20 protein-coding genes and 1 pseudogene are annotated in these 26,837 nt (G+C 60.7%); 9 read left to right on the top strand and 12 right to left on the bottom strand.

The genetic code is table 11. The features are described from left to right. Window positions 1-22: 22 nt before the first annotated feature. The 3 genes from dxr to QD461_RS06590 all read left to right on the top strand — a co-directional run bounded on the left by dxr (window position 23) and on the right by QD461_RS06590 (window position 3,021). Window positions 23-1,216 (top strand): 1-deoxy-D-xylulose-5-phosphate reductoisomerase, encoded by a 1,194-nt coding sequence (gene dxr, locus QD461_RS06600; protein WP_414086993.1) that lies wholly within the window; start codon window positions 23-25, stop codon window positions 1,214-1,216. A 97-nt stretch (window positions 1,217-1,313) separates the two neighbouring features. Beyond that, window positions 1,314-2,228, top strand: a complete 915-nt coding sequence (locus tag QD461_RS06595; RefSeq protein ID WP_414086992.1) for a pyridoxal-phosphate dependent enzyme — start codon at window positions 1,314-1,316, stop codon at window positions 2,226-2,228. A 160-nt stretch (window positions 2,229-2,388) separates the two neighbouring features. Next, the gene (locus tag QD461_RS06590; RefSeq protein WP_414086991.1) at window positions 2,389-3,021 is read left to right on the top strand and encodes a LysE family translocator; all 633 of its coding nucleotides are present in this window, start codon (window positions 2,389-2,391) and stop codon (window positions 3,019-3,021) included. A 123-nt stretch (window positions 3,022-3,144) separates the two neighbouring features. Here the strand turns inward: QD461_RS06590 and hemA are convergent, their stop codons facing one another. The 4 genes from hemA to QD461_RS06570 form a co-directional block, all read right to left on the bottom strand. Next, entirely contained in the window at window positions 3,145-4,356 is a 1,212-nt protein-coding gene (hemA, locus tag QD461_RS06585) for a 5-aminolevulinate synthase (protein ID WP_414087079.1), read from the bottom strand. Window positions 4,357-4,574: 218 nt separating this feature from the next. Beyond that, window positions 4,575-5,369 carry an FAD binding domain-containing protein gene (locus tag QD461_RS06580; RefSeq protein ID WP_414086990.1) on the bottom strand — a complete coding sequence of 265 codons (795 nt, stop codon included), beginning with the start codon at window positions 5,367-5,369 and terminating at the stop codon, window positions 4,575-4,577. Window positions 5,370-5,389: 20 nt separating this feature from the next. Then, on the bottom strand, window positions 5,390-7,735 hold the full coding sequence (locus QD461_RS06575) for a xanthine dehydrogenase family protein molybdopterin-binding subunit (RefSeq protein WP_414086989.1): 2,346 nt from the start codon (window positions 7,733-7,735) through the stop codon (window positions 5,390-5,392). An 82-nt stretch (window positions 7,736-7,817) separates the two neighbouring features. Beyond that, entirely contained in the window at window positions 7,818-8,306 is a 489-nt protein-coding gene (locus tag QD461_RS06570; RefSeq protein WP_414086988.1) for a (2Fe-2S)-binding protein, read from the bottom strand. 296 nt (window positions 8,307-8,602) lie between these two features. On the opposite strand from QD461_RS06570, the gene QD461_RS06565 reads away from it, so the two are divergent. The 6 genes and pseudogenes from QD461_RS06565 to QD461_RS06540 form a co-directional block, all read left to right on the top strand. Further along, window positions 8,603-8,914 (top strand): glycine zipper domain-containing protein, encoded by a 312-nt coding sequence (locus QD461_RS06565; RefSeq protein ID WP_414086987.1) that lies wholly within the window; start codon window positions 8,603-8,605, stop codon window positions 8,912-8,914. A 286-nt stretch (window positions 8,915-9,200) separates the two neighbouring features. Continuing rightward, on the top strand, window positions 9,201-11,129 hold the full coding sequence (locus QD461_RS06560) for an autotransporter assembly complex protein TamA (protein ID WP_414086986.1): 1,929 nt from the start codon (window positions 9,201-9,203) through the stop codon (window positions 11,127-11,129). A gap of 65 nt (window positions 11,130-11,194) precedes the next feature. Continuing rightward, window positions 11,195-15,379: a translocation/assembly module TamB domain-containing protein gene (locus QD461_RS06555; protein ID WP_414086985.1), complete on the top strand. Its 4,185-nt coding sequence runs from the start codon at window positions 11,195-11,197 to the stop codon at window positions 15,377-15,379. Window positions 15,380-15,692: 313 nt separating this feature from the next. Further along, the gene (rocF, locus tag QD461_RS06550; RefSeq protein WP_414086984.1) at window positions 15,693-16,628 is read left to right on the top strand and encodes an arginase; all 936 of its coding nucleotides are present in this window, start codon (window positions 15,693-15,695) and stop codon (window positions 16,626-16,628) included. Window positions 16,629-16,784: 156 nt separating this feature from the next. Continuing rightward, window positions 16,785-17,261 carry a chemotaxis protein CheW gene (locus tag QD461_RS06545; protein ID WP_184709837.1) on the top strand — a complete coding sequence of 159 codons (477 nt, stop codon included), beginning with the start codon at window positions 16,785-16,787 and terminating at the stop codon, window positions 17,259-17,261. A 241-nt stretch (window positions 17,262-17,502) separates the two neighbouring features. Continuing rightward, window positions 17,503-17,771 (top strand): annotated as a pseudogene (locus tag QD461_RS06540) (chemotaxis protein); the annotation flags it as partial. A gap of 373 nt (window positions 17,772-18,144) precedes the next feature. Here the strand turns inward: QD461_RS06540 and QD461_RS06535 are convergent. From QD461_RS06535 to QD461_RS06500, 8 genes are all read right to left on the bottom strand, one after another. Then, window positions 18,145-18,411 carry a formate dehydrogenase subunit delta gene (locus tag QD461_RS06535; protein ID WP_414086983.1) on the bottom strand — a complete coding sequence of 89 codons (267 nt, stop codon included), beginning with the start codon at window positions 18,409-18,411 and terminating at the stop codon, window positions 18,145-18,147. Then, on the bottom strand, window positions 18,401-19,228 hold the full coding sequence (fdhD, locus tag QD461_RS06530; RefSeq protein ID WP_414086982.1) for a formate dehydrogenase accessory sulfurtransferase FdhD: 828 nt from the start codon (window positions 19,226-19,228) through the stop codon (window positions 18,401-18,403). The genes QD461_RS06535 and fdhD overlap by 11 nt, the downstream gene beginning before the upstream one ends. A 229-nt stretch (window positions 19,229-19,457) precedes the next feature. Beyond that, the gene (gene fdhF, locus QD461_RS06525) at window positions 19,458-22,337 is read right to left on the bottom strand and encodes a formate dehydrogenase subunit alpha (protein WP_414086981.1); all 2,880 of its coding nucleotides are present in this window, start codon (window positions 22,335-22,337) and stop codon (window positions 19,458-19,460) included. Between the two features lie 5 nt (window positions 22,338-22,342). Beyond that, a complete protein-coding gene (locus QD461_RS06520) occupies window positions 22,343-23,899 on the bottom strand; it encodes a formate dehydrogenase beta subunit (RefSeq protein ID WP_414086980.1) in 1,557 nt (518 codons plus the stop codon). Next, window positions 23,896-24,375 carry a formate dehydrogenase subunit gamma gene (locus tag QD461_RS06515; protein WP_414086978.1) on the bottom strand — a complete coding sequence of 160 codons (480 nt, stop codon included), beginning with the start codon at window positions 24,373-24,375 and terminating at the stop codon, window positions 23,896-23,898. Before QD461_RS06515 ends, QD461_RS06520 begins: the two co-directional genes overlap by 4 nt. 164 nt (window positions 24,376-24,539) lie before the next feature. After that, the gene (locus QD461_RS06510; RefSeq protein ID WP_414086977.1) at window positions 24,540-25,433 is read right to left on the bottom strand and encodes a LysR family transcriptional regulator; all 894 of its coding nucleotides are present in this window, start codon (window positions 25,431-25,433) and stop codon (window positions 24,540-24,542) included. A gap of 110 nt (window positions 25,434-25,543) precedes the next feature. Beyond that, window positions 25,544-25,870, bottom strand: coding sequence for an ArsR/SmtB family transcription factor (locus tag QD461_RS06505; RefSeq protein WP_414086976.1), 327 nt, complete (start codon window positions 25,868-25,870; stop codon window positions 25,544-25,546). Window positions 25,871-25,972: 102 nt separating this feature from the next. Further along, the gene (locus QD461_RS06500; protein ID WP_414086975.1) at window positions 25,973-26,743 is read right to left on the bottom strand and encodes an SDR family NAD(P)-dependent oxidoreductase; all 771 of its coding nucleotides are present in this window, start codon (window positions 26,741-26,743) and stop codon (window positions 25,973-25,975) included. Between the last annotated feature and the right edge of the window lie 94 nt (window positions 26,744-26,837).

The following is a 26,837-nucleotide window of genomic DNA, read 5'->3' as shown; positions in this document are numbered from 1 at the left end:
ACAGCAACACGCGGATACCCGAATGACCACCGATAGTAAGTCGAAGCGTCGCCTGACGATATTGGGTTCGACCGGCTCCATCGGCCAGAATACGCTTGATGTCGTTGCCCAACTGGGCGGCCGCGATGCCTTCGACATCGCCGCAATCACCGGGCATGACAATATCGAACTTCTGGCGCAACAGGCAAAGGCCTGTGGCGCCGCTTTCGCCGTCACCGCCAATGAGGACCGCTATCAGCAGCTGAAGGATGCGCTTGCCGGCAGCGGCATCGCCGTCGGCGCCGGCAAGAATGCGCTGATCGAAGCGGCGTCCATGCAGTCGGACTGGGTGATGGCAGCCATCATCGGCACGGCCGGCCTGGCACCGACACTGGCGGCTGCCCACCGCGGCGCCGATATTGCGCTCGCCAACAAGGAATGCCTCGTCTCCGCCGGCGATCTTTTCGTCCGCGCCGTGTCGGAAGGCGGCGGACGGCTTATCCCGGTCGACAGCGAACACAGCGCCATCTTCCAGGCACTGGAAGACGATCAACAGCACGCGGTCGAGCGCATCATCATCACCGCGTCGGGCGGTCCCTTCCGCACCTGGACGCGCGAGCAGATGGCCAATGTCACGCCAGCGGTCGCCCGCGCCCATCCCAATTGGTCGATGGGCTTCAAGATCTCAATCGGCAGCGCCTCGATGTTCAACAAGGCGCTGGAGATGATCGAGGCCAAGCACCTGTTCAACGTGCGGCCCGACCAGATCGAAGTCGTGGTGCATCCGCAATCGGTCATCCATTCCATGGTCGGCTATACGGATGGCTCGGTACTGGCACAGCTCGGCTGTCCCGACATGCGCACGGCCATCGGTTATGCGCTCACCTATCCTGCCCGCGCGAAGCTCAGCGTCGAGCGGCTGGATTTTGCGAAACTCGCGCGGCTGGATTTCGAAGCACCGGACGAAGTTCGCTTCCCCGCACTGCGCCTCGCCCGCACCGCGCTGGAGCGCGGCGGCCTGCAGGGCGCGATCATGAATGCGGCCGAGGAAATCGCCTTTCACGCCTTCGTCGACGGTCGCATCGGCTTCCTTGAGATGGCTGACATCGCCGAGGCCGTCATGGACGAGATGATCGCTACCGGCGGCGCCGAGACGATGGATGCGGTCTTTGCCGCAGACGAGGAAGCGCGCGGCCGCGCAGCCGCACTTGTCGCCCGGAGGGAAAAGGTGGCCTGAAGCACACCACGATCTTTCCGATTGCTCCGTCGGCTTCGGACCCTCGACCTTGCACGTCTCTCTATTGCCAACAGCGCCCACGGGGGCAGATCAGTCCATGGCACTTCACCTCGAAACTCCGCTCATCGAATCCTGCCCGCTCAGCCAGGCATCGGGCCGCTCCGTCTGGTTGAAGATGGACGCGCTCCAACCGCCCGGCTCCTTCAAGATCCGCGGCATAGGTGCCGCCTGCGAGCATCATGCCAGAAACGGCAAGCGACGCTTCGTCTCCTCTTCCGGCGGCAATGCCGGCATCGCCGTCGCCTATGCCGGTCGACGCCTTTCGATCCCGGTCTCGGTTTTCGTTCCCGAGACCACATCGGATCGAGCAAAGTCGCTGATCCGCCAGGAAGGCGCCGAGGTCTTTGTGCATGGCGCATCCTGGCAGGAAGCAAATGAGCGCGCGTTGCAGGCGCTCGATGCCGAAACGGCCTTCATCCATCCCTTCGATGACCCGCTCCTCTGGACGGGCCACGCAACGATGATCGACGAGATCGTCCGCTCCGGGGTGCAGTTCGATGCGGTCATTCTCTCGGTCGGCGGCGGCGGGCTGTTGGCCGGCGTTTCGGAAGGGCTTGATCGCAACGGCCTTCAGCATGTTTCGATCATCGCCGCAGAAACGGCGGGCGCCGCCTCGCTCGCGGCCGCAGTAAAGGCCAGCAAGCCGGTGGAACTGCCTGCCATTACCAGCATCGCCACATCGCTTGGCGCGCGAAAAGTCGCCGAACGCGCGTTTGAGATTACGCAAAGCAGGCCAGTCGATTGCGTGGTCGTCGATGACCGCGCAGCTGTCGATGCCTGCATGCGTTTCCTCGACGATCATCGCGTTCTGGTGGAGCCGGCTTGCGGCGCTGCATTGGCCGTTGGCTATACCCATGCAGATCGGCTGGCCCGCTTCGAGCGCGTACTGATGATCGCCTGCGGCGGTGCGACCGCCACCCTTGCCCAGCTAGAGGCCTGGCAAGCATCCTGATCATTATTACCTCTCGGATAATGGTGCCACTGGACGCGATCGTCGTCGCCCTTGGCGTGCGTCGATAGGTAAGTGAAAAATTACCAATTTACTTCCGGTGTTGCCAATCCCGAGGATGATGCTAGAGAGGAATTCCGGCCTCACTTTCAAGGGAATCAAGATGCCGGACTTCTCCACACTCGTTCTTTTCGCCGCCGCCGCGCTGGTTCTGACAGCCACGCCCGGTCCGGATATGCTTCTAATCGCCTCGCGCAGCGTCAGCCAGGGCCATTCCGCCGGCTTTCTCACCTATGCCGGTATTGCGCTCGGCACCTATTGTCACGCCATGGCCGCAGCGCTCGGCCTGTCGCGGCTGTTCCTGACAGTGCCCATTGCCTACGAGATTGTCCGATGGGCCGGCTGCGCCTATCTGCTTTATCTCGCGGTCAAGACACTGCGCTCGCAGGGCTCAGCCTTCGCACCCTCGGCCGAGCTGAAACGTCTTTCGGGCAGACGCATCTTCATCGAGGGCCTTGCGACCAATATTCTCAACCCGAAGATGGCCTTATTCGTGCTCGCGCTGTTTCCGCAATTCGTCGATCCGAACGGCGGGTCGATGATTGTCCAGATGGCGCTGCTCGCCACCATCTTGAACGGGATCGGTTTTCTAGTGAATGGTTCCGTCATCATGCTCGGCAGCCACATTCGAGGCCGGCTCTCGGCCATCAAACGCGTTCCGAAGCTGCCGCAATATCTGCTGGCTACGGTCTTTGCCGGCCTTGCCTGCCGCCTAGCCCTGGGAAGCCGCGTCTGATCGCTATGGCCCAAAAAATCATTGCGGAAATGGGCGCCAGCCGACATTTCCGCAATGAAATCATCTCATTTTTGTCAGAAGCCGCAACTGGCGATCCAGTCACAGCGCTGGGAAAGCCGTCGCTTACGCGACCGCCCTTGCCAACGCACAGCGCGACCAGAGCGCATGCAGCGCGCCGACCAACTGCTCGATATCGCCATCCGAATGCAGCGGCGTCGGCGTGATACGCAGACGTTCGGTCTTCTTCGGAACTGTGGGATAGTTGATCGGCTGGACATAGACGCCGGCGTCGAGCAGCAGATCCGAAATCCACTTGCACTTGGCCGCATCGCCAACCATCACAGGCACGACATGGCTCGGGTTGGGCATATGCGGAATGCCGGCAACATCGAGCTGAGCGCGCAGCTTGCGCACACGATCCTGATGACGCAGGCGTTCGAACTGGCTGACCTTCAGGTGCTGGATCGAGGCAACGGCGCCCGCGGCAAGCGCCGGAGGCAGCGATGTCGTGAAGATGAAGCCCGACGCAAACGAGCGGATGAAATCACAGAGCGCGGTGGACGCGGCGATATAGCCACCCATGACGCCGAATGCCTTGCCGAGCGTGCCTTCGATGACGGTCAGGCGATCCATCAGTCCCTCGCGCTCGGCAATGCCGCCGCCGCGCGGGCCGTACATGCCGACGGCATGCACTTCGTCGAGATAGGTCATCGCGCCATACTTGTCGGCAAGATCGCAGATTTCCTTGATGGGCGCGATATCGCCATCCATGGAATAGACGGATTCAAAAGCGATCAGCTTCGGCGCCTTCGGGTCGGCGGCCTTCAGCTTGGCTTCGAGATCGTGCAGGTCGTTATGCTTCCAGATGACCTTGTCGCACTTCGCATAGCGAATGCCTTCGATCATCGATGCGTGGTTCAGCGCATCCGAGAAGATGATCAGGCCGGGAATGCGCGAGCCAAGCGTGCCGAGCGTCGCCCAGTTGGAGATGTAGCCCGAGGTGAAGATCAGCGCGGATTCCTTGCCGTGCAGATCGGCGAGCTCCTGTTCGAGCAGAACATGGTAGTGGTTGGTGCCAGAAATATTCCGGGTGCCTCCCGCACCCGCGCCACAGTGATCGATCGCCTGCTTCATCGCCTCGATCACTTTTGGATGCTGGCCCATGCCAAGATAGTCGTTGGAGCACCAGACGGTCACTTCCTGCGGGCCATTTGGAGTATGCCTGATAGCACGAGGAAAATTGCCACTGCGGCGTTCGAGATCCGCGAAGATCCGGTAGCGGCCCTCATTGTGAAGACCTTCCAGCTCACCCTTAAAAAATGCTTCGAAATCCATCATCTGCTCCAGTACCGTGCGACCGTTTTCGATAATGCCGGTTCGCCCGTCAACCCCTCCGCATTGCTTTCGCGCCCGCTGCGGCAAATGGCCCCTGATTTTGAACAATTCCAGACAAGAATAGTGATTCACGTCAATTTGACAATCGAAACCATGCTGGAAACACTCTTTCCGGAGCGGAGGGTAAACCCACCGCTCCGGGTTTGTTCGTGGCGAATCTATGCCGCGGCCAGAGCGCGCTTCGCCATGACCTTGATCAAATTGGCGCGATACTCTGCCGTTGCATGCAAATCGGACAGCAACGTCGATGCATCCACCTTTATAGCGGCAACGGCATTCGGCGACCAATTGACCGCAAGCGCCTGCTCCATATCGCCCTGACGGAACACGCCGTCGGCGCCCGCGCCGGTCACGGCGACGCGCACGCCGCCAGCCCCCTTGGCGACGAAGACCCCCGTCATCGCATAGCGCGATGCCGGGTTGGGAAACTTGGCATAGCCCGCTTTCTCCGGTGCATCGAAGGCAATGGAGGTGATGAGTTCGGCGCCGTCCAATGCTGTTTCGAACAGGCCCCGGAAAAAGTCATCGGCCGCGATCTGGCGCCGGTCGGTGATGATGGTGGCGTTGAGCGCCAGCATCGCGGACGGATAATCTGCGGCCGGATCGTTGTTGGCGACGGAGCCACCGATGGTGCCCATATGCCGGACGTGCGGATCGCCGATCATGCCTGCAAGGTCGCACAGCGCCGGGCAAACCGCACGGATCGCCGCCGAGGAGGCGACTTCCGCATGGGTCGTCGCAGCCCCGATGGTGACCCTGCGCCCGTCGACGCGAATCCCCTTAAGCGAGGGAATGTGCCTGAGATCGACGAGATCGCCCGGCGAGGCCAGACGCTGCTTCATGGTGGCAATCAGTGTCATGCCACCAGAGACATATTTGCCCTCGTCTGCGTTCGAAAGAAGCTTCACGGCTTCGTCGACCGAGGAGGCGCGATGGTAGTTGGTTGCGTACATTGTCTTCTCCTCCTCTCTTCTCAGGCTGTGGCCTGCGCCGCTTCCCACACCTTGAGCGGCGTGGCAGGCATCGTCAGTGCATTGTTGCCGATGGCGTCGGTGATGGCGTTCATCAGCGCCGGCGGCGAGCCGATGGCACCGGCCTCGCCGCATCCCTTGATCCCGAGCGGATTGCTCGGGCAAGGCGTGTTCTGATGCGAGAGCTTGAAGGACGGCAGGTCGTCGGCGCGCGGCATGGTATAATCCATGAAGCTCGCGGTCAGAAGTTGGCCGCTCTCGTCGTAATGCACGCCTTCCAGGAGTGCCTGGCCGATGCCCTGCGCGATGCCGCCGTGCACCTGCCCTTCGACAATCATCGGGTTGATGATGTTGCCGAAGTCATCGGCTGCGACGAACTGGACGATCTCGGTCTTGCCCGTCTCCGGATCCACCTCGACCTCACAGATGTAGCAGCCGGCAGGGAAGGTGAAGTTCGCCGGATCGTAGAAGGCGGTTTCCTTCAGGCCCGGCTCCATGCCGGCGGGCAGGTTGTGCGCGGTGTAGGAGGCGAGCGCCACCTGGAACCATGGCAGCGCCTTGTCGGTGCCAGCCACCTTCACCTCGCCGTTCTCGATGACGATATCGCTTTCGTCGGCTTCCATCAGATGCGCCGCGATCTTCTTTGCCTTCGCCTCCACCTTGTCGAGCGCCTTGACCACGGCGGACATGCCAACAGCACCCGAACGGGAGCCATAGGTGCCCATGCCCATCTGCACCTTGTCGGTATCGCCGTGGACGATCGAAATGCTGTCGATCGGCACGCCGAGCCGGTCTGCGACCAGCTGCGCAAAGGTGGTTTCATGCCCCTGGCCATGGCTGTGCGAACCGGTGAGCACCTCCACCGTTCCGACGGCATTCACCCGCACCTCGGCCGATTCCCACAGGCCGACGCCGGCACCGAGCGAACCCACTGCCTGCGACGGCGCGATGCCGCATGCCTCGATATAGCAGCTCATGCCGATGCCGCGTTTCATACCGCGGGCGGCGGCCTCGGCTTTACGCGCGGGGAAGCCGTTCCAATCCGCCTGTTGCATGGCGGCGTTGAGCGAAGCTTCATAGTCACCCGCGTCGTAGTTCATGATCACGGGCGTCTGGTATGGGAAGGACCGAATGAAGTTGATCCGTCTCAACTCCGCCGGCGATACGCCGAGCTCGCGCGCCGCCGTTTCCACCGTGCGTTCGAGGAGATAGGTCGCCTCCGGACGCCCTGCCCCGCGATAGGCATCGACCGGCACGGTATTGGTATAGACCGTTCGGACATTGGCGTGGATCGCCGGAATGGCGTACTGGCCCGACAGCAGCGTCGCATAGAGATAGGTCGGCACCGCCGAGGAAAAGAGCGACATATAGGCGCCGAGATTGGCGATCGTATCCACCTTCAGCGCGGTCATGCGGTTTTGCGCATCGAACGCCATCTTGATCTTGGAGACATGGTCGCGGCCATGCGCATCGGTCAGGAAAGCTTCCGTGCGGTCGGCGGTCCATTTGACCGGCACGCCGGTCTTCTTCGACGCCCAGAGGCACACGATTTCTTCCGGGTAGATGTAGATCTTCGAACCGAAGCCGCCGCCGACATCCGGCGCGATGACACGCAGCTTGTTTTCCGGCGCGACATTGTAGAAGGCGCTCATGACAAGCCGAGCCACATGTGGGTTCTGGCTGGTCGTGTAGCAGGTATAGTGGTCTTCAGCCGCATCATAGATGCCGAGCGTCGCGCGCGGCTCCATGGCATTCGGCGAGAGACGGTTGTTGTGGATCTCGATCTCGGTGACATGCGCCGCCGCGGCAATCGCCTTGTCGGTCGCCGCCGCATCGCCAAGCTCCCAGTCGAAGATCAAATTGTCCGACGACTCCGGATGGATCTGCGGCGCACCGGCTTTCAGCGCATCCACCGCCTCGACGACGGCCGGCAGCTCCTCATAATCGACCGCAACGGCCTCTGCCGCATCACGCGCCTCGCCGAGACTATCAGCCACAACAATGGCAACGGCATCGCCGACATAGCGGACGGTGTCGACCGCCAGGGGGCGCCAGGCGCCCATCTTCATCGGCGAGCCGTCCTTGGAATGGATCATCCAGCCGCAGATCAGATTGCCGATGCCATCGGCGAGCAGTTGCTTGCCTTCAAGCACACCGATCACGCCTGGCATCGCCATAGCTGCAGAAATATCGATACCCTTTATCTTCGCATGCGCATGCGGGCTGCGGACGAAATAGGCATATTTCATGCCCGGCGTTACCATGTCGTCGGTATAGCGCCCCTTGCCCGTCAGAAATCGCTTGTCTTCCTTGCGCGCCACGCGCGCGCCAATGCCTTCAACGCCCATCACATCCTCCATTGGGGTTCCGGGCCCGGCAATTCGCCAAGATCACGGTCCAGGCGCTTCGCCAGACGGTCTCGGTGAAACTTTATTCCGCCGCTTGATTGGCGGCGTGCATTTCAGCATTGGCGGACAGGACCGCCTGGACGATATTGTGATAGCCGGTGCATCGACAGATATTGCCTTCCAGCTCGCTGCGCACGATCTTTTCGTCCAGCTTGCCGCCATGACGATTGATCATGTCGACCGCTGTCATCACCATGCCCGGCGTACAGAAGCCGCATTGCAGGCCATGATGCTCCTTGAAGGCAGCCTGAACCGGATGCAGCTCGCCATTGGCGGCCAGACCCTCGATGGTTGTGATCTTGGAGCCGGAAGCCTGTACGGCCAGGATGGAACAGCTCTTCACCGACTTGCCGTCCATGTGAATGACGCAGGCGCCGCACTGGCTCGTGTCGCAGCCGACATGCGTTCCGGTCAGGCCAAGCTTTTCCCTGATGAAATGGACAAGCAGCGTGCGATCCTCGCACTCACCGCTGACCGCACGGCCGTTCACCGTCAAAGTCACTTTTGCCATATTTTCCTCCTCGCCTCTCCTCCAGAGGCAGAAGGCATCATTTGACTTTTTTGTAGTCCAATCAACCTCTACTTTAGCGCAGCGGCCGATTTTCTATGCCGCATCGATTGTTTTATTGTTCGAATACGAGGCCAACTTTAACCAGAAGCAAAAAAACTATTCAGTCCCAATGGACAATCATATTTTGCACGATATTTTTTCGTAGTTGCAGGACTGAAAAGACAGCCCATCCTGGTGGAGCTGAAGAATGGGGACGACGTTGCCGGGTTCGGCGTAACTAACGTTGGAGAGAATAAATGAAGAAGATTCTAATGCTCGCATTGGTCGGCTTGTCTATCGCAAGCTGCACGCCGACCGAACAGGGCGCAGGTATCGGTGCGGCATCCGGTGCGATCATCGGCGGTGCAGTCACCGGCAACGTGCGCGGCGCAGCGGTTGGCGCAGCGATCGGCGGCGTCTCCGGCGCCCTCATCGGCAGCGTGCAGGAACAGCCTGGCCAGTGCTACTACCGCGACCGTTATGGCCGTCGCTACATCGACGATTGCCCGCGTGGCGGCTATCGCGGCGGATATGGTGGCGGATATGGTGGTGGCTACGGCGGCTACTGATCGATCCCCGATCCAGCAGGTATCGACGTCCCGGACCGCAAGTCCGGGACTTTTTATTTCTGCCGAGCCCCCCGGCCGTGACACGCCCTGCATGCAGCCTTTCCGGCGCTCCTAATAAGCGCAAACTGCATCGGGTACCGTGTGTTCCTGCCCTTTGAGGTCATCTTTTCGAGGTTTTTGACTCCAAAACGGTACACCTGAGGGACTTTTGCCTCTATGGTGGCCGCGCGTTAACCTGGGGGAAACGTCGAGCTGAGTAAGTTCTCATGTAACCGTAAAGCGGCGTATGCATAAAAGAACTGAACCGAAGAAGAGTATTGCGTATCGGCAGGCAGGAACCGTTGTGGCGGTTGCGGCAGCGCTTGCGCTCGGCCCGGTTTGGGCCGGCAATGCCTTCGCTTTCAAGCTCTTCGGCATCAAGCTCTGGGGTGAGGACGACAACACTGCAGATCAGGTGTCCGATCCCGTCCACTACACGGTCGACTTCAAGTCGGATAACCTCGACAAGGACCTGAAGAGCGCGCTCAGCGACACGTCGATGCTGATCGCGAACAAGGACAAAGCCGTATCCGGCGACCTCGGCGTCGTCGTGAAGGCACGCGACGATCGCGACCGGCTCATTGCCGCTCTCTATGAAAAAGCGCGCTATGGCGCGGTCGTTACGATCACCATCAACGGCACGCCGCTCGATGCATTGCCGCCGACGCCCACCTTCGGCCGGTCCAAACCCGTCGTCGTTGCCATAAGCGTCGATCCCGGCCCGCTGTTCAAGCTCGGCAATATCCATCTGCTGGGTGATGCCGGCAGATTGGATCCAGCAAATTATGGCCTCGTGCGCGGTGGCGACGCAGGCTCTCTGACCATTTTGAAGGCCGGCGACAAGATGGTTGCCGATTTCAAGAAGGAAGGGCATCCGCTCGCCAGACTCGATAAGCGCGATGTCATCGCCGACCACGCCAGCAACACCGTCGACGTCTCGCTGAAGGTGGAGAGCGGCCCTGTGGCTCCATTCGGCAATGTCGGCGTAACCGGCCAGAAATCGGTCGATCCGGATTTCATCAAGCGCTATGCCCGCATCAACGAGGGCAAGCCCTACTCACCGGATGAATTGAAGAAGGCTTCGGATCGCCTCCGCAAGCTCGGCGTCTTTTCCAGCGTCACCATCCGCGAAGCCGACAAGCTGGCGCCGGATGGCAGCATCCCAACGACCATCGAGGTATCCGAAGGCAAGCAGCGCTTCTTCGGTGTCGGAGCACAATATTCCACCATCGATGGCTTCGGTCTGCAGGGCTACTGGGGACATCGCAACCTGACCGGCCGCGCGGATTCCCTGCGCATCGAAGGGGCCGTTTCCCGCATCGGCGAGACCACGGACTTCGGCCAGCTCGATTACTCGGCCGGCCTTACCTATGTCCGACCGGCAACCTTCTATCCTTCGGCGACCTTTACTGCATCGCTTAAGATGCAGACGCTGCATCCGGACGCCTACGACGCCAATCTCGTGACCGGGAGCGGCAGTCTTGCCTATGATATCAACGACCAGGATACCGTCTCCGCCGGCGGTGAGGTCAGCTACGAAGCGGATACGACCAACGCGTTCGGCAAGCACAAGTATCTGACGGTCGCGATCCCGCTCGAATATGTCAGAGACACGCGCGACAACAAGCTGGACCCGACGGAGGGCTATCGCGCTTCGATCAGCGCCAAGCCGAGCTATGAAGCGATGGGCGGCTCGGTATTCAGCTCCTTCGAAGGCTCGATCACCGGCTACAAGGGCATCGGCGCCAACAACAATGTCGTCTTCGCCGGCAAGCTCGCCGCCGGCTCGCTAATCGGCGCAAACGGCATCGAGGATATCCCTGCAACGCGGCGCTTCTATGCGGGCGGAGGCGGCTCGGTGCGCGGCTACGGCTATCAGGAGATCACGCCCTACAACTCCAATGGCGATGCGCTCGGCGGCCGCTCCTATGTGACGGCATCCTTCGAAGCCCGCGTAAAGATCACCGATTCGATCGGCGTCGTGCCTTTCGTCGACGCGGGCAGCGTCACCGATACGGCATTTCCAGACTTTTCCGATCTGCGCATTGGCGCCGGCGTCGGCCTGCGCTACGCTACGCCATTCGGTCCGATCAGGCTTGATGTCGCCGTTCCGCTGAACAAGTACAACAACGGCACCGCCTATGGTATCTACGCCGGTATCGGCCAGGCCTTCTGACGAAACGTATAGTTGTCGCAGACGTTTCAGCACGCGGTTACAAAATTGGGACTATTGTTGCCTTCATGAGCATATTGATTCGAATCCTCGGGAGATTGGTACGCTGGATCGCCTATGCGGTCGGGGCGATCCTTTTGCTCGTGATCGCAGCGATGCTCGTCGTCGGCATGGTGCCTTCGGCCACGAATTATGCCGTCGACCAGGTGGCCAAGCTCGCCTCGACACCGGACCACACCATTACCATTGCGGCCCCATCAGGCCTGCTCAGCGGTAACCTGAAGGTCGGTTCGATCACGGTCGCCGACACGAAGGGCGTTTTTGCCAAAGTGCAGAATCTCGCAATCGACTGGTCGCCGCTATCGCTGTTGACCGGCACATTCCATGCCGATCGCGTCGCCGCCGATGTGATCGATTTCCAGCGCTTGCCAGTCGCGACGGTCGCTCCGGCACAGCAAACGCAGACGGCAAGCAGCGGCGGCTTCTCCCTGCCCATCGCCATCGATATCGGCAGGATCGCCCTACCCGATCTTCGCATCGGACAGGCCGTTGCCGGACAGGACTTCATTCTGGCCGCCGACGGCAGCGTGAAGGCAAACAGCGGCAGCATGGGTCTGACGCTCAATGCCTCCAGGCAGGACGTGCCCAATGCCAAGCTGAGCGCCGACATTGCTTTCGCCCCAGCCGAAAACCAGCTGAAGCTGAAGACACTGATTTCCGAACCGCGGGACGGCATGCTGGCGAACCTCCTGCATCTGCCGGGTGGCCCCGCCGTCAGCATCGACGTCTCGGGCGAAGGCCCGCTGTCCAATTGGGCCGGTAAGCTGCAGGCAGCCCTCGACGGCAAGCCGACGGTCGCCATCAACGGCCACCACAGCCTTTCCGCCGATGGCCTCCATCACATCGACGTCAAGGGCGGCGGCAATGTCGACACGCTTTTGCCTCCCACCATGCGCCCGCTTTTTGCCGGCCAGACGAATATCGATCTTTCAGCGACCTTTGACGGCAAGGGCAAGATCGATATCCAGACAGGCAACCTTGCGACTGGCAGCGTCGTTGTCGCCGCATCGGGTACGCTCGACCCTGCGGGCAACAACAGCCTCAACGCCAACCTCATCGGCACCTCCGGCCCCGTCGATTTTCGTTGGCCGATGGACGGCGGAGAGGTTCGCGCCCTGATTTCGCGCGTCGACGTCGCACTGACGGGCGCGGCGCAATCGGTGAAAATCGAGGCCAAGGCAGCTATCGAGAGCGCCAGCACGCCACAGGGCCAGGTTGGCCAGGTGAATCTGAGCGCTAGGAGCGACGCCTTCAATCTCACAACCATGTCGGGTCCGTTGCAGCTGAAACTCGTCGTCGGACAGACGGCCTTCGTCAGCGCCGATCTTAACCGGCTGATCCGCGCGCCGATCGCCCTGACCGCGCCTCTGCAGCTCTCGCCGGACACGATCGGCTTCAACAACACGACGCTGGAAAGCGCCAGCATCGGCGGCACGCTCAACGGCAAGTACACGCTGTCAACGAAGGCGCTGACGGGCAATTTCAAACTGTTCGCCCTGCCCGGCGTGCTGCCGGATGGCATATCGAACAAGTTCGAGGGAACGATTGCTCTGGAGGGCCAAGTCGGCGGCACCGTGCCGACCAAGTTCAGCGTCTCCAATCTGGCGATAAAATCCAATGTTGCCGAGATTCGCGGCAACGTAGCGCTCAACGAGCAATCGCTGACATCGGATCTATCGGGCAAGCTGCTCGATCTTTCCAAGCTCGTTCCGAATGCGCAGGGGCAAGCCGACATCGCCCTCAAGGCCAAGGGGCCGCTAAGCGCCCTCGGCATCGACGCCAAGCTCAAAGCCGTCAACGTCAAACTGGCGGGACGGCTGCTGGATACGCTCGACCTCGGAGTGACGGGAACGGCGGATCCCAAGGCTCCGCAGGCCAATATTCAGGCAAGCGGCGCAATCGACGGCAAGCCGATCCATATCACGGCAGACGCCATCTCCAAGGACGGCCGCACGAGCATACCGTCCCTGGCAGCCGAAATCGGTACGAACAAGCTGCAGGGCAAGCTGGACCTTTCGCCGAGCTTCGAACCATCGGGGACCATGACGTTCAACCTTCCCGATCTCGGCCTCCTCGCCGCCCTTGCCGGGCAAAAGGCTGAAGGTGACCTCAAGGGCTCGCTTGATATTTCGAGCGCGAATGGCAAGATTGGACTGAAGATCGATGCCAGCGGCAGCGGCATCCGCCGCGACGATCTAGTCATCAACAAGCCGGCAGTGGCGCTCACCGTCGATGATCTCAAGGCATTTTCGGCCAATGGCAGCATCCGCGCCGATGCCATCGCTTCCGGCGCCAACCGCATCGCAGACCTGGGATTGACCTTCACCCAGCAGGGCAGCCGCACCAACTTCGATCTGAAGTCGAACTATGACAATGCGCCGCTGATGACGCGCGGCAGCGTCGAGACGGCTGGCGGCCAGACGACTGTGAACCTCGACGCTTTCGCCGGCGCACCGCGCACGATCCCGGTCAAGCTCGCAGCTCCCACAAAGATCGTCATCAAGGATGGTATCGTCTCGCTGAACGGGCTGACGCTTCAGGCCGGCGGCGGCTCCGTCACTGTCGACGGCAAGGCCGGACAGATGCTGAACATCGACGCCAAGATCGCCAATCTGCCGGCAAGCCTTGCCAATGCCTTTGCGCCGACGCTTGCCGCCGAAGGTGTCATTTCGGGCACCGCATCGGTCACCGGCAAGGCGACGTCACCCATCGTAACGTTCCAGACCAACTGGTCCGGAGCGGCCACCAGCCAGACGAAATCGGCGGGCCTCGCGCCGCTGGGCATCAAGGCGGATGGCAAGTTCGCCGACAATGTCGTCACCATCAATACCAATCTGACCGGACAAAGCGGACTGGCGCTTAACGGCGGCGGCACGGTCGCCATCGCCGGCAGCAAAGCGATGGCGCTGAAGTTTTCCGGCAATCTGCCGTTCGATGCACTTGCCGGCCAGCTTGCCGCGCAGGGCTTGGTCATGACGGGTACCGCAAGGATCGACATGCAGATCGGCGGTACAACCGCATCGCCTGCCATCACCGGCTCTATTTCCACCGACGGCGCCAAGCTCGTCGACGTTCGCCGCAACCTCACCTTGAGTGGTCTCGCCATAGCCGTGACGCTGGACGGAAAGCAGGCCGTCATCTCCCGCCTGAGCGGGAACCTGGCCAGCGGCGGCAGCATTTCGGGCAGCGGCACGGTCGGCATTGCCCCGGACAGCGGCTTCCCGGCAGACATCCAGGTGAAGTTCAACGATGCCACTTATGTCGACGGGACGCTGGTCGCGGCAACCGTCAACGGCACGCTCGCCGTCAAGGGTCCGCTCATGACCGCGCCGGTACTGACGGGTAATCTGCGCATCAACAAGGCGTCGATCACCGTACCCGAGAAGCTGCCGGCATCGCTCTCCGAGATCAATATCAAGCACAAGAACGCCTCGGCCGCCGTTAAAGCCCAGTTCAAGGACCAGCAGCCGGAAGGGCCAAGAAGCAAGTCGACGACGCTCGGCATCGACCTGCAGCTCGACGCTCCCTCGCAGATTTTCGTGCGCGGCCGCGGCATCGACGCTGAACTCGGCGGCAGCCTCACAGTACGCGGCACGGCGGCGGAACCGGTCGTATCCGGCGGCTTCACCATGCGTCGCGGCCGCTTGAGTATCCTGAGCCGCCGGCTGAATTTCACCGATAGTAGCAAGATCACGTTCGGCGGCGACCTGACCCCCGCGCTTAATATGGAAGCGACGTCAACGGCTGGTTCCACGACCATTACGGTCAACGTAAGTGGCCTCGCTACCGATCCGCAGATCAGCTTTTCCTCCTCTCCAACCTTACCGCAGGACGAGGTTCTGGCACAGCTGATCTTCGGTCAGTCCATGTCGAAACTCTCAGCCATGCAGATTGCCCAGCTGGCCGATGCCGCAAGCCAGCTCGCAGGCGGGCGCTCCACCTCGCTGTTTGAGGGACTTCGCAGCCACCTGGGTGTCGACGATCTGGATATTTCGACCGATGCGAACGGTCAGGCACAGGTCGGCGCCGGCAAATACATCAACAAGCGTACCTATATCGAGATCCAGCAGGGCGCCTCCAACAACACCAAGGCGATCATCAATCTGGATGTCGGGCGCGGCGTAAAACTGCGCGGTGCGGCTGGATCGGACGGCGCAGGCGAAGCCGGTGTCGTCTACGAGCGCGAATATTGAGTTCGGAACCCTATTGCCTGACGTACGGCAAGAGGTCGGATTCGAACTTTGTGAAGCGATTGATCGGCGCTGGCTTTGGCAGCCTGGGTTCACGACGGCCTGAAAGGATTGCAGGGCGGCGGCCGTAGCCATAGTTGCGAAGCGCACTGGGCAAATTGCACTCACCTGGACTTCTGCGCCTACCATTCTGGCAAATGGCACTGAACAATCTGTCGAAAGCTCATCAATTTTCGACAATTTTCCATCTTTTTGCTGTCATGCAGAAAATCGATAATGGCCGGACAGATAGCATCTAACCCTCGGAGCAATGCCGATGAATACGCAATCCACCACCATCACATTGATCGGCGTTCCCCTTGAAGAAGGCTCGGGCCGCCGCGGCGCCGGCATGGGACCGACGGCGCTGCGCATCGCTGGCATCGAGAGCACGCTGATCGAGCTTGGCCACCGCGTTACCGACAGCGGTGACCTGCGCCCCGTGCCCGCAGCAGACCTGCCCGAGGATCCGAAGGCGCACAATCTAAAGATCGTTGGCGCCTTCACCCGCTCGCTCGAGGAGAAGGTCTATGATGTCGCGTCATCCGGCAGCTTTCCGCTGATCCTTGGGGGTGACCACAGCCTGTCCATGGGCAGCGTTTCCGGCATGGCGCGCCACGCAGCGGAAGTCGGCCGTCCGCTTTTTGTCCTTTGGCTGGATGCACATTCCGATTTCAATTCGCCGGCCACATCACCGTCCGGTAATATTCACGGCATGCCTGTTGCCTTCTTCTGCGGCGAAGCCGAGATCGCCAATGTGCTGCCGGCCGGCCGGCCCTTGGTCGATCCGACCAAGGTCTTCCAGGTCGGCATCCGCTCCGTCGATCCGCGCGAGCGCGAGGAAATCCGCGAACACGGCGTCAATGTCTTCGACATGCGTTCGCTTGACGAACAAGGCGTGGCCGCGATCATGCGCAAGGTGCTCGATACAGTCAGTGCCGCAAACGGCCTGCTGCATGTCAGCTTCGATGTCGATTTTCTCGATCCGGACATTGCGCCTGGCGTCGGAACGACTGTGCCGGGCGGCGCGACCTATCGCGAGGCCCATCTCATCATGGAGATGCTCTCCGACAGCAACCTCGTGTCGTCGCTCGACCTCGTCGAACTCAATCCTTTCCTCGATGATCGCGGCAAGAGCGCCCGCGTTCTCGTGGAGATGGCAGCAAGCCTCTTCGGCCGCCGCATCTTCGACCGGCCGACAAGAGCCGCCTGACACCAACGGCTTCGTGATCCTGACCTGCGGCTCAGGATCACGTTTTTCTCGTGCTCGAAAACCCCGGAAAGCGGATTTAGGTTTGAGCAACGTTCTTGTTCTATCGTGGCCTTAACGCGCCGGATTCGGCGCTACGGTTCAACGGGAAGAACGTTCATGGCCACGATCAATTCCACCAACTTCAACGGCGATACTCTGGAGATCATTGCTTTCCGGCTTCATGAGCAGGAATTCTGCGTCAAGACCACCACGATCCGCGAAATCCGCGGCTGGGCTCCGTCCACGCCGATCCCGCATGCCCCTGCCGACGTCATCGGCGTCATGAACCTGCGCGGCTCGGTCATCCCGATCATCGACCTCGCCTACAAGCTCGGCATGCAGAGCACGGTCGCCAACGAACGCAGCGCCATCGTCGTTGCTGAAGTCCACAACATGGTCATCGGCATGCTGGTCGACCGCGTCTCCGACATCTTGACGATCGCTTCCGATCAGGTTCAGCCGGTTCCGGAAGTAACGGCCTCCTTCGATCGCGCCTATTGCGAAGGTATCATCGCCACCGAAAACGGCATGATCTGCTTCCTGAACCTCGCCAAGATGTTCAAGGAAAACGAAGCAGAAGAACTGGCCGCCTAAACTCTCGTAATGTTGTTTGAAAAAGCCGCTACCTTTGGGTGGCGGCTTTTTTATTATCACCTAAGTTTAGTCAATCTTATTTTATTTAGCTTATAATTTATAATATTCTAAAATTTAATCGAAGTATTGGAGCTCTCGCATCATTAGCGTGCGAAGCGAGGAACGAGATACACTCTCAACATTCCGGCCATTCCGGTGCGGAGCGCCGAGCTTTTGGCGTGCCGACGAGCACAGCCACCCGCTTCGATGCCTGTCCGAGGGGGACCTGACGAAGACACTCGACCACTCCTTCGTACCCCCCGATGGAGCAGCTTCGCCACGACTTCAACGTAACCATCGAAAGGCTCTAGGAGACGCTGACCACGGTTGGCGAGATTGCCGGCGCTATTGCCGCCAGCTCGTGCGAACTCTGCGGAGTCCTCCTCAACACGCACCGAGCAACAAGCGGCCTCCGTGGAAGAAGCGGTAGCGGCGCTGGAAGAAACCGTCACCCAGGTCGGCGCGACATCGACTCCAACGTCGCGGCCATCGTGAAAGCCTCGAAGGAACAGACGGCCGCCTCAGGAAAGTCAACGCGGCGATCAACTCACTCGATCAGACGACGCAACAAAACACCGCCGCAAGCCTCCGATTGGCAAACGAGGCCGGTGTGCTTGACACGCTGCTCGCACAGTTCCGCCTGGCGGATGTGATCGTCAGGGAGATGATCATGCGCCACGCAGCATGATTGTTGCTGCATGGACTTCAATGTGCGAAGCCGCCTCGTCAGCCGGGGCGGCTTTCTCGTTTCATGAAGATCTTTCAGCCGGACCGGTTGGGATTTCGATCATCATTCAGCAGTTTCATCGGAGGCGGGGGCGAACTCCCGCGCCGCCTCCAATTACTAAGCCGGCTTAACTTCCGCCACCGGTGCCGGCTTGTGGATCAGCGCCGCGGCCTCAAGCACCAGAGGGTTGAGACCGCTATCGCCATGATCGATGATGGCAAAGAGCTGGCGCCGCATACGCGGCTCCCAGAATTTGTTGATGTGGGTGGCGACACCTTCCACTGCCTCATCTGCTGGTTGGGTCTTGAAGAAGGTGGCGATCTGGTTCGCCATGTAGATGAGCTTGGTTTCGGTCTTGCCGTGCGGCGTTTCGTCAGGCGACATCGGCGATGCTCCCCGTGATGATGCGATGCGGATGGGTGAAAATCTCGAAATCGTCGCCGCGCACCAGCGCCACCAGCGTCATGCCGGCCTCTTCGGCCGTGCGGATGGCAAGCGCCGTCGGCGCGGAAATGGCGACCAGCACGGAGCTGCCAAGGATCGCCGCCTTCTGAACCATCTCGACCGATAGTCGGCTGGTCACAGCCACGACGCCATCGGCGCCCTTGCGACCGGATCGAATGACCGCACCGCAGAGCTTGTCGAGCGCATTGTGCCGGCCGACGTCCTCGCGCACGGCAAGCAATCCCTCTGAAGGAATATAGAAGCCTGCGCCATGCACAGCGCGTGTCTCGCGATGCAGCGGCTGTGCGTCGTTGAGCAGCGCAATCGCCCTGACGACATCTTTCTGCGTGAGCTTCAAGGCGATCTTCGAAACGTCAGGCACCTTGCGCACGGCCTGCTCGATCGATTCGATGCCGCAGAGACCGCAGCCGACGGGACCTGCCATATGTCGGCGGCGCAGCCGCAACGCATCTGCCACATCATCGACTAGGGTAATCTGCACATCGATCCCCTGCTCGTCCTCGATCGGCTCGATCGCGGCGATCTGAGTAATATCTGTAATGATGCCTTCGGTCAGGCTGAAGCCGACAGCAAAATCTTCGATATCGGCCGGCGTTCCCATCATGACCGCATGCGACGTCCCGCCATAGGAAAAAGCGATCGGCACTTCCTCGGGGACGATGCGGGAGCCCGAGCGGACCAGACCATTGCGGCGGGCAGTTTCAGGAACAGTTGTGGTGGGGGTGAATTTGGTCATTGGCTTTTAGGGCTGAAAGTACCCCCCTCTGTCGCTATCGCGACATCTCCCCCACAAGGGGGGAGATCGTTGGGAGTTTGACGCTCTTTACCCGTTAAGCAATAAGCTGCAGCCTCGACAGATACAACATATGCTTGCGCCGAGAGCATCCCGCTAGCTGCCAATCTCCCCCCTTGTGGGGGAGATGTCACGAAGTGACAGAGGGGAGTATTCCTCCGCATCCTCAAATTCACTCCGCCGCCTCCATCTTCCCGACGATACGGCGCGACTGCTTGGCCTGCTCGTCGTAATCGACCTGCCACTGCGACGGACCATTCGATGGCGAGACCTGTACCGCCGTCACCTTGTATTCCGGGCAGTTCGTTGCCCAGTCGGAATAGTCAGTCGTGATCACATTCGCCTGCGTATCGGGGTGATGGAAGGTCGTGTAGACGACGCCCGGGGCAACGCGGTCGGTGATAAGTGCCCTCAGCGTCGTGTCGCCGGAGCGGCTTGTCAGCTTGACCCAGTCGCCATCGCGAATGCCACGCTGCTCCGCATCGTGCGGATGGACCTCCAACCGATCCTCCGCGTGCCAAACGACATTGTCCGTACGGCGCGTCTGAGCGCCGACATTGTACTGGCTGAGGATACGCCCGGTCGTCAGCAACAGCGGGAAGCGCGGACCGGTACGCTCGTCGGTCGGAACATATTCGGTGCGGATAAACTTACCCTTGCCGCGCACAAAGCCGTCGATATGCATGATCGGCGAGCCGAGCGGCGTCTTCTCGTTGCAGGGCCATTGCACCGAGCCCATCTTTTCCAGATAGTCGTAGGAGACCAAAGCGAAGCTCGGCGTCGTTGCGGCGATCTCGTCCATGATCTCGGACGGATGCGTGTAGTTCCAGCCGAGACCCATGGCCTGCGCCATCTTCTGTGTCACTTCCCAGTCTGCATAGCCGTTGCGCGGGGTCATGACCTTGCGCACGCGGTTGATGCGGCGCTCGGCATTGGTGAAGGTCCCGTCCTTTTCCAAAAAGGTCGAGCCGGGTAGGAAGACATGCGCGTAGTTCGCCGTCTCGTTCAGGAAGAGATCGTGGACGACGACGCATTCCATCGCGGCAAGGCCGGCGGCGACATGCTTGGTGTCCGGGTCGGACTGGAGGATGTCCTCGCCCTGGATATAGAGACCCTTGAACGTGCCGTCGACGGCGGCATCGAGCATGTTCGGGATGCGCAGGCCCGGCTCGTTGGCGAGCTTCACGCCCCAGAGCTTTTCGAAGATGTCGCGGGTCGCATCGTCGGAGATGTGGCGATAGCCCGGCAGCTCGTGCGGGAAGGAGCCCATGTCGCATGAGCCCTGCACGTTGTTCTGGCCGCGCAGCGGGTTAACGCCGACGCCGGGACGGCCGATATTGCCCGTCACCATGGCGAGATTGGCGATCGCCATGACCGTGGTCGAGCCCTGGCTGTGTTCGGTAACGCCGAGGCCGTAATAGATCGCGCCGTTGCCACCCTTGGCATAGAGGCGAGCCGCGCCGCGCACGAGATCGGCCGGAACGCCGGTGTATTTTTCCGTTTCTTCCGGGCTGTGCTGCGGCTCGGAAACGAAGGCTGCCCAATCTTCGAACTCCGACCAGTCGCAGCGTTCGCGGATGAATTTCTCGTCGAACAAGCCTTCGGTGACGATGACATGGGCAAGCGCCGTCATCATGGCGACATTGGTGCCCGGCTTCAGCGGCAGGTGATAGCTCGCCTCGACATGCGGCGTGCGCACCAAATCGATGCGCCGGGGATCGATGACGATGAGCTTGGCGCCCTGACGCAATCGCTTCTTCAGGCGCGAGCCGAAGACCGGATGGCCATCCGTCGGATTGGCGCCGATGACGATGACGACATCGGAATGCTCGACGCTGTCGAAATTCTGCGTACCGGCCGAGGTGCCGAAGGCCTGGCCGAGACCGTAGCCTGTCGGCGAATGGCAGACGCGGGCGCAAGTATCGACATTGTTGTTGCCGAAGCCGGCGCGCACCAGCTTCTGCACCAGATAGGTCTCTTCATTGGTGCAGCGCGACGAGGTGATGCCGCCGATCGAATCGCGGCCGTACTGGTATTGCAGCCGCTTGAACTCGGTGGCGATATGGGCAAAGGCCTCATCCCAGGTCACTTCGCGCCAGGGATCGGTCACCTTCTCGCGGATCATCGGGTTGAGGATGCGGTCCTTGTGGGTCGAATAGCCATAGGCGAAGCGGCCCTTGACGCAGGAATGGCCGCGATTGGCCTGTCCGTCCTTCCAGGGCACCATGCGCACCACTTCCTCGCCGCGCATCTCCGCCTTGAAGGAACAGCCGACGCCGCAATAGGCACAGGTGGTGACAACAGAATGTTCCGGCTGGCCGATCGAGATCACGGATTTTTCGATCAGCGTCGCGGTCGGGCAGGCCTGCACGCAGGCGCCACAGGAAACGCATTCGCTGTCGATGAAATTCTCGTGCATGCCGGGCGAGACGCGCGAGCCGAAGCCGCGGCCCTCAATGGTCAGCGCAAAGGTGCCCTGCACGTCCTCGCAGGCGCGCACACAGCGCGAGCAGACGATGCACTTCGAGGGATCAAACGTAAAATAGGGATTCGACTCGTCTTTCGGCGCCCATTTCAGATTGATGTCGCCATTGTTGCGAGCCTTGACGTGATTGTCGCCATCATAGCCATAGCGCACGTCACGCAGGCCGACCGCGCCGGCCATGTCCTGCAATTCGCAATCACCGTTGGCGGCACAGGTCAGACAGTCGAGCGGATGGTCGGAGATATAGAGCTCCATCACACCGCGGCGGATATCCTTCAGCCGGCCCGTCTGCGTGTGAACGACGAGACCGGAAGCGACCGGCGTCGTGCACGACGCCGGCGTGCCGTTGCGGCCTTCGATTTCGACGAGACAGAGCCGGCAGGAGCCGAAGGCATCGATCATGTCGGTGGCACAGAGCTTCGGCACCTCTATGCCGGCTTCCATCGAAGCGCGCATGATCGACGTGCCTTCAGGCACCGTGATCTGGCGCCCGTCGATGGTCAGCGTCACCATGGTTTCGGAGGTGGATGCCGGCGTGCCGTAATCGATTTCTGGAACGAGGGACATGGCTCTTACTCCGCCGCTTCAATCAAGGGAGCCGGAGAAAAATCCTCCGGGAAATGGGTCATCGCGCTCATGACAGGATAAGGCGTGAAGCCGCCGAGTGCGCAGAGCGAGCCGAACTTCATCGTATTGCAAAGATCGGCGAGCAGCTCCTTGTTCTTCTCCGGTTCGATGCCGCGCGCGATCTTGTCGGCCGTCTCGACGCCGCGGGTCGAGCCGATGCGGCAGGGCGTGCACTTGCCGCAGCTTTCGACCGCGCAGAATTCCATCGCGAAACGCGCCTGCTTCAGCATATCGGCGGTATCGTCGAAGACCACTAGGCCGGCATGGCCGATCAGTCCGTCCTTGGCCGCAAAGGCCTCATAGTCGAACGGCGTGTCGAATAAGGCACGCGGGAAATAGGCGCCAAGCGGCCCGCCCACCTGCACCGCCTTGACCGGCCGCCCGCTCGCCGTGCCGCCGCCGATCCGGTCGACGATATCGCCGAGCGAAAGACCGAAGGCCGTCTCGTAAAGGCCACCATGCTTGACGTTACCGGCGATCTGCAGTGGGATCGTGCCGCGCGAGCGGCCCATGCCGAAATCGCGGTAGAAGGCGGCGCCCTTGTCCATGATGACGGGCACGGAGGCGAGCGAAATCACGTTATTGATGACCGTCGGACAGTCGAACAGACCCTTGTGTGCCGGCAGCGGCGGCTTGGCGCGCACGACCCCGCGCTTGCCTTCTAGGCTGTTCAGCAGTGCCGTTTCCTCGCCGCAGACATAAGCGCCGGCGCCGGTCCGGATTTCCATATCAAACGCTTTGCCGGAACCAAGCACCGAAGCGCCGAGAATACCGGCCTTGCGCGCGATTTCGACCGCTTCGGTCATCGCAGCAATCGCATGCGGATATTCCGAACGCGTGTAGACGAAACCCTTCGTCGCTCCGGTCGCCAGGCCGGCTATCACCATGCCCTCAATCAGCACGAAGGGATCGCCTTCCATGATCATCCGGTCGGCAAAAGTGCCGCTATCGCCCTCATCGGCATTGCAAACGATGTATTTGCGGTCGCCTGCCGCATCGAGCACCGTCTTCCACTTGATGCCGGTCGGGAAGCCTGCCCCGCCGCGGCCGCGAAGGCCGGAATCGGTGACTTCCTTGACGATATCGACGGCCGCCATACCGATGGCACGACGCAGCCCCTTGAGGCCGCCATGGGCCTCATAATCCTGCAGCGAAAGCGGATCGATAATGCCGCAGCGAGCAAAGGTCAGGCGGGTCTGCTCTTTCAGGAACGGGAGGTTTTCGACCTCCCCAAGACAGAGCGGATGGTCGCCGCCTTCAGCGAGCTCGGCATCGAACAGACCGGAGACGTCCTTTGCCTTCACAGGCCCATAGCCGATGCGCTTGCCGCCGATCTCGACCTCGACCAAAGGCTCAAGCCAGAACATGCCGCGCGAGCCGTTGCGCACGATGCGCGCATCGAGGCCGCGTTTGGCAATTTCCTGCGCAACCGATTTCGCCACCTTCTCCGCACCCAGAGAAAGCGCAGCGGCATCGCGGGGAATATAAATGGTCAAGGTCATTGGCGCGCCTCCTTCACGAGGTCTTCGACGCTCTCAAGGTCGAGCCGGCCATGAAGCTCTCCATCCAGCATCGCAGTCGGCGAGCAAGCACAGAGGCCAAGACAGTAGACCGGCTCCAACGTAACGCTGCCATCGAGTGTCGTCTGATGGAAATCGATGCCCAGCAACTGCTTGATACGCTCTGCCAGCGCATCGCCGCCCATCGACTGACAGGCCTCGGCGCGACAGAGCTTGAGGACATGGCGGCCGGCAGGATGATCGCGATAGTCATGATAGAAGGTCATGACCCCATGCACTTCAGCGCGGGAGAGGTTCAGCGCCTTGGCAATCAACGGCAGTGCGTCCTGCAGCACATAGCCAAACTCTTCCTGGATCCCGTGCAGGATGGGTAGAAGCGGTCCCTCCATCGACTTCATGCTATCGATGATGGTTCCGGCGCGGCTTGCTACATCGCCCGCAGCCTGATTCAAACTCATTAACAGCCTCCCGCGCACAGGTTTCGAAAATCGAAGGCGAATTTTCGTAAAACGCTTATGCGGCATTTCCTCCGTGGCGCGCGATCGACACGCCCACCAGTAAGGTCGCAGGGAGAGGCCTGCGGATCAATAAGGCAGTCCCGTCAGTTGATAGGAAATTTCTATCAAGACTTACTGCTCTCTGCCAGCAATCTTGCCTCATGCAGCAGAGCGGAGACGAGTGGCGTAAATGGCTCGCGATGCGTGGCGACCAGCCCGACCAGATGCTCGGCATCCGGTTCGGTTATCGGGATCTTTCGAATATCGACGGGAAAACCGAAGGAATCGGCGATATTCTTTGGCATGATGCTCGCCCAGCGTCCGGTCTGGACATGGGAAAACAGCACGATCATCGAATTGGATTCGAGCGTCGGTGTTGCTTCGATGCCGGCTTCGGCCAGGTGCCGGTTGATAATTCGGCGATTCTGCATGTCGGCAGTCAATAGACAAAGCCGAAGATTGCCAACCTCCTTCCAGGTGACGCTCTCCCGGTCAGAAAACGGACTACCGGCTGCGGTAATCAGATGATAGCGCTCGGCATAAAGGGGCACGCTGGTGACACGGCCGAGGGGCTCGTTTTCCAGATAGGTGATGCCGGCATCGATCTCGAGATTTTCGAGCAGGCCCAGAACCTGCAGCGAATTGCGCGAGATGATGGAGAAGGTCACGTCCGGGTGCCTTTCCTGGAAAGGCGTGGTGATCCTCGATACCATGGCAAGCGCTGTCGGGATGGCCGCAATCCGGATATGGCCGGCGAGGCCCTTGCGCGCCGCCCGCATCTCCTCGCGCATCGTGCGGCTGTCACCGACAATGCGTCGCGCCCATTCGAGTACGCGCTGCCCCTCCGGCGTCAGCCCCTGAAAGCGCGAACCGCGGCTGACGAGCATGACGCCCAGCTGATCTTCCAATTGCCGGATCGCCGCAGACAAAGTTGGCTGCGTCACGCCGCATTCTTCGGCAGCGCGGCCAAAGTGCTTCTGATTCGCAAGCGCGATGAAGAATTCCAGCTTGTCGATCATCCCACTCTCCCGAAACGAAAGAGTTAGACCCGCAGGTCGGCAAGCGCAACATGCAGGGTCGCTTTAGATCTCGACAATCGAGCGGCTTGCGGCAGGTGCATACGCGCGCTTCAGCAGAACGCCTCCTGCAACGAATCGATCACGGCACAGATTTCCGAGCGCGACACGGCATAATGGATGAGCCGCCCCTCGCGGCGCGTGTCGACCAGCTTGTCGAGTCGCAGACGCGCCAAATGCTGCGAAACCACGGCCTGAGGTAGATCGAGGAGTGCTTCCAGTTCCATTACGGTCTTTTCCCGCTTGGCCAACATGAAAAGAATGGCCAGCCGGGTTTCATGCGAAAGAGCTTTGAGCAAGGCGCTGGCCTTGCGCGCCTTCTCTGTCATTTCCTCGACACTGTGCTCTGCGGCACGGCCCTGCAGTGGAGACGACGACATTTCACTGCCTCTAGTGAGAACGCACATAAAGGCATGCTTATAATATCATCAAACCGCAAGTTGATTTAAAAATGACACGAAAACCAAAAAAGGTCCGACTTTTCAGCAGATAAGCTGACCGCCATTGATCTCGAGCACCTGCCCAGTGATGTAGCCGGAAAGCGTCGACGCGGCGAGAAAGAGATAGGCAGGAGCGCAATCGCCCGGCGTTCCAAGCCGCTGAAGCGGAATAGATTTGCGCGTCTGTTCCAGCTTCTCCCGGGAAGAATAGCGCTCGTGAAAATCCGTCTCGATCGTGCCGGGCGAGACGCAATTTACCCGAATGCCATCCGGCGCCAGCTCCCGCGCCAAGGCTTTCGAATAGGTGGCGACAAAGGCTTTCGACGCCGAATAGATGGCGGAGCCCGGGCTGCCGCCGGTCAGCGCGGATATCGACACGGTGTTGACGATCGCCGCGTCTCCTGATGCCCGCAGCAGCGGCAACACGCCTCGAGTGACCTCCATGACGGAGGTCTGGTTGAGATGGACGATCTTTTCATATTGCTCGTCCGTCAGCTCGCCCGCCGGAAATCGGCCAACCATGGTGCCAGCATTGTTGACGAGCACATCGACGCGATCGAAGCGCTCGCCGGCAGCGGCGATGAAATCCCGCACGCCGTGGCCGGTAGCGAAATCACCGGCAATGAGGAAAGCACGACGGTCGGCTTCGGCCTCCATCAGAAAATCCGGTAGCTCGCGACCGGCATCACGGCCAACATGCACGAGAACATGGGCGCCGCAATCGAGAAACTGCCGTGCCACTTCCAACCCTATGCCGCGACCGGCGCCGGTGATGACGACATTGCGATTTTCGAAAAGCTTCGGATGAAACATGACGACCTCCCCAAACGCGCAATTCGCGTCTCGGTAATTGCGGAATTTTCACTTTACCATATGATGGCGAAAAAACGAAAGAAAGGGAGCAAGC

Origin of the sequence: Rhizobium sp. BR 314, from assembly GCF_047445805.1 — a bacterium.
Classification (GTDB): Bacteria; Pseudomonadota; Alphaproteobacteria; order Rhizobiales; family Rhizobiaceae; genus Rhizobium; species Rhizobium lusitanum_B.
The sequence above is the reverse complement of the archived record's forward strand: the minus strand, read 5'-3'. Positions and strand labels throughout refer to the sequence as shown.

What these genes read in the sequence shown, in the direction of transcription:
- dxr (WP_414086993.1), top strand. Translation starts at nt 23, where the DNA reads ATGACCACCGATAGTAAGTCGAAGCGTCGCCTGACGATATTGGGTTCG.
- QD461_RS06595 (WP_414086992.1), top strand. Translation starts at nt 1,314, where the DNA reads ATGGCACTTCACCTCGAAACTCCGCTCATCGAATCCTGCCCGCTCAGC.
- QD461_RS06590 (WP_414086991.1), top strand. Translation starts at nt 2,389, where the DNA reads ATGCCGGACTTCTCCACACTCGTTCTTTTCGCCGCCGCCGCGCTGGTT.
- hemA (WP_414087079.1), bottom strand. Translation starts at nt 4,356, where the DNA reads ATGGATTTCGAAGCATTTTTTAAGGGTGAGCTGGAAGGTCTTCACAAT.
- QD461_RS06580 (WP_414086990.1), bottom strand. Translation starts at nt 5,369, where the DNA reads ATGTACGCAACCAACTACCATCGCGCCTCCTCGGTCGACGAAGCCGTG.
- QD461_RS06575 (WP_414086989.1), bottom strand. Translation starts at nt 7,735, where the DNA reads ATGGGCGTTGAAGGCATTGGCGCGCGCGTGGCGCGCAAGGAAGACAAG.
- QD461_RS06570 (WP_414086988.1), bottom strand. Translation starts at nt 8,306, where the DNA reads ATGGCAAAAGTGACTTTGACGGTGAACGGCCGTGCGGTCAGCGGTGAG.
- QD461_RS06565 (WP_414086987.1), top strand. Translation starts at nt 8,603, where the DNA reads ATGAAGAAGATTCTAATGCTCGCATTGGTCGGCTTGTCTATCGCAAGC.
- QD461_RS06560 (WP_414086986.1), top strand. Translation starts at nt 9,201, where the DNA reads ATGCATAAAAGAACTGAACCGAAGAAGAGTATTGCGTATCGGCAGGCA.
- QD461_RS06555 (WP_414086985.1), top strand. Translation starts at nt 11,195, where the DNA reads ATGAGCATATTGATTCGAATCCTCGGGAGATTGGTACGCTGGATCGCC.
- rocF (WP_414086984.1), top strand. Translation starts at nt 15,693, where the DNA reads ATGAATACGCAATCCACCACCATCACATTGATCGGCGTTCCCCTTGAA.
- QD461_RS06545 (WP_184709837.1), top strand. Translation starts at nt 16,785, where the DNA reads ATGGCCACGATCAATTCCACCAACTTCAACGGCGATACTCTGGAGATC.
- QD461_RS06535 (WP_414086983.1), bottom strand. Translation starts at nt 18,411, where the DNA reads ATGTCGCCTGACGAAACGCCGCACGGCAAGACCGAAACCAAGCTCATC.
- fdhD (WP_414086982.1), bottom strand. Translation starts at nt 19,228, where the DNA reads ATGACCAAATTCACCCCCACCACAACTGTTCCTGAAACTGCCCGCCGC.
- fdhF (WP_414086981.1), bottom strand. Translation starts at nt 22,337, where the DNA reads ATGTCCCTCGTTCCAGAAATCGATTACGGCACGCCGGCATCCACCTCC.
- QD461_RS06520 (WP_414086980.1), bottom strand. Translation starts at nt 23,899, where the DNA reads ATGACCTTGACCATTTATATTCCCCGCGATGCCGCTGCGCTTTCTCTG.
- QD461_RS06515 (WP_414086978.1), bottom strand. Translation starts at nt 24,375, where the DNA reads ATGAGTTTGAATCAGGCTGCGGGCGATGTAGCAAGCCGCGCCGGAACC.
- QD461_RS06510 (WP_414086977.1), bottom strand. Translation starts at nt 25,433, where the DNA reads ATGATCGACAAGCTGGAATTCTTCATCGCGCTTGCGAATCAGAAGCAC.
- QD461_RS06505 (WP_414086976.1), bottom strand. Translation starts at nt 25,870, where the DNA reads ATGTCGTCGTCTCCACTGCAGGGCCGTGCCGCAGAGCACAGTGTCGAG.
- QD461_RS06500 (WP_414086975.1), bottom strand. Translation starts at nt 26,743, where the DNA reads ATGTTTCATCCGAAGCTTTTCGAAAATCGCAATGTCGTCATCACCGGC.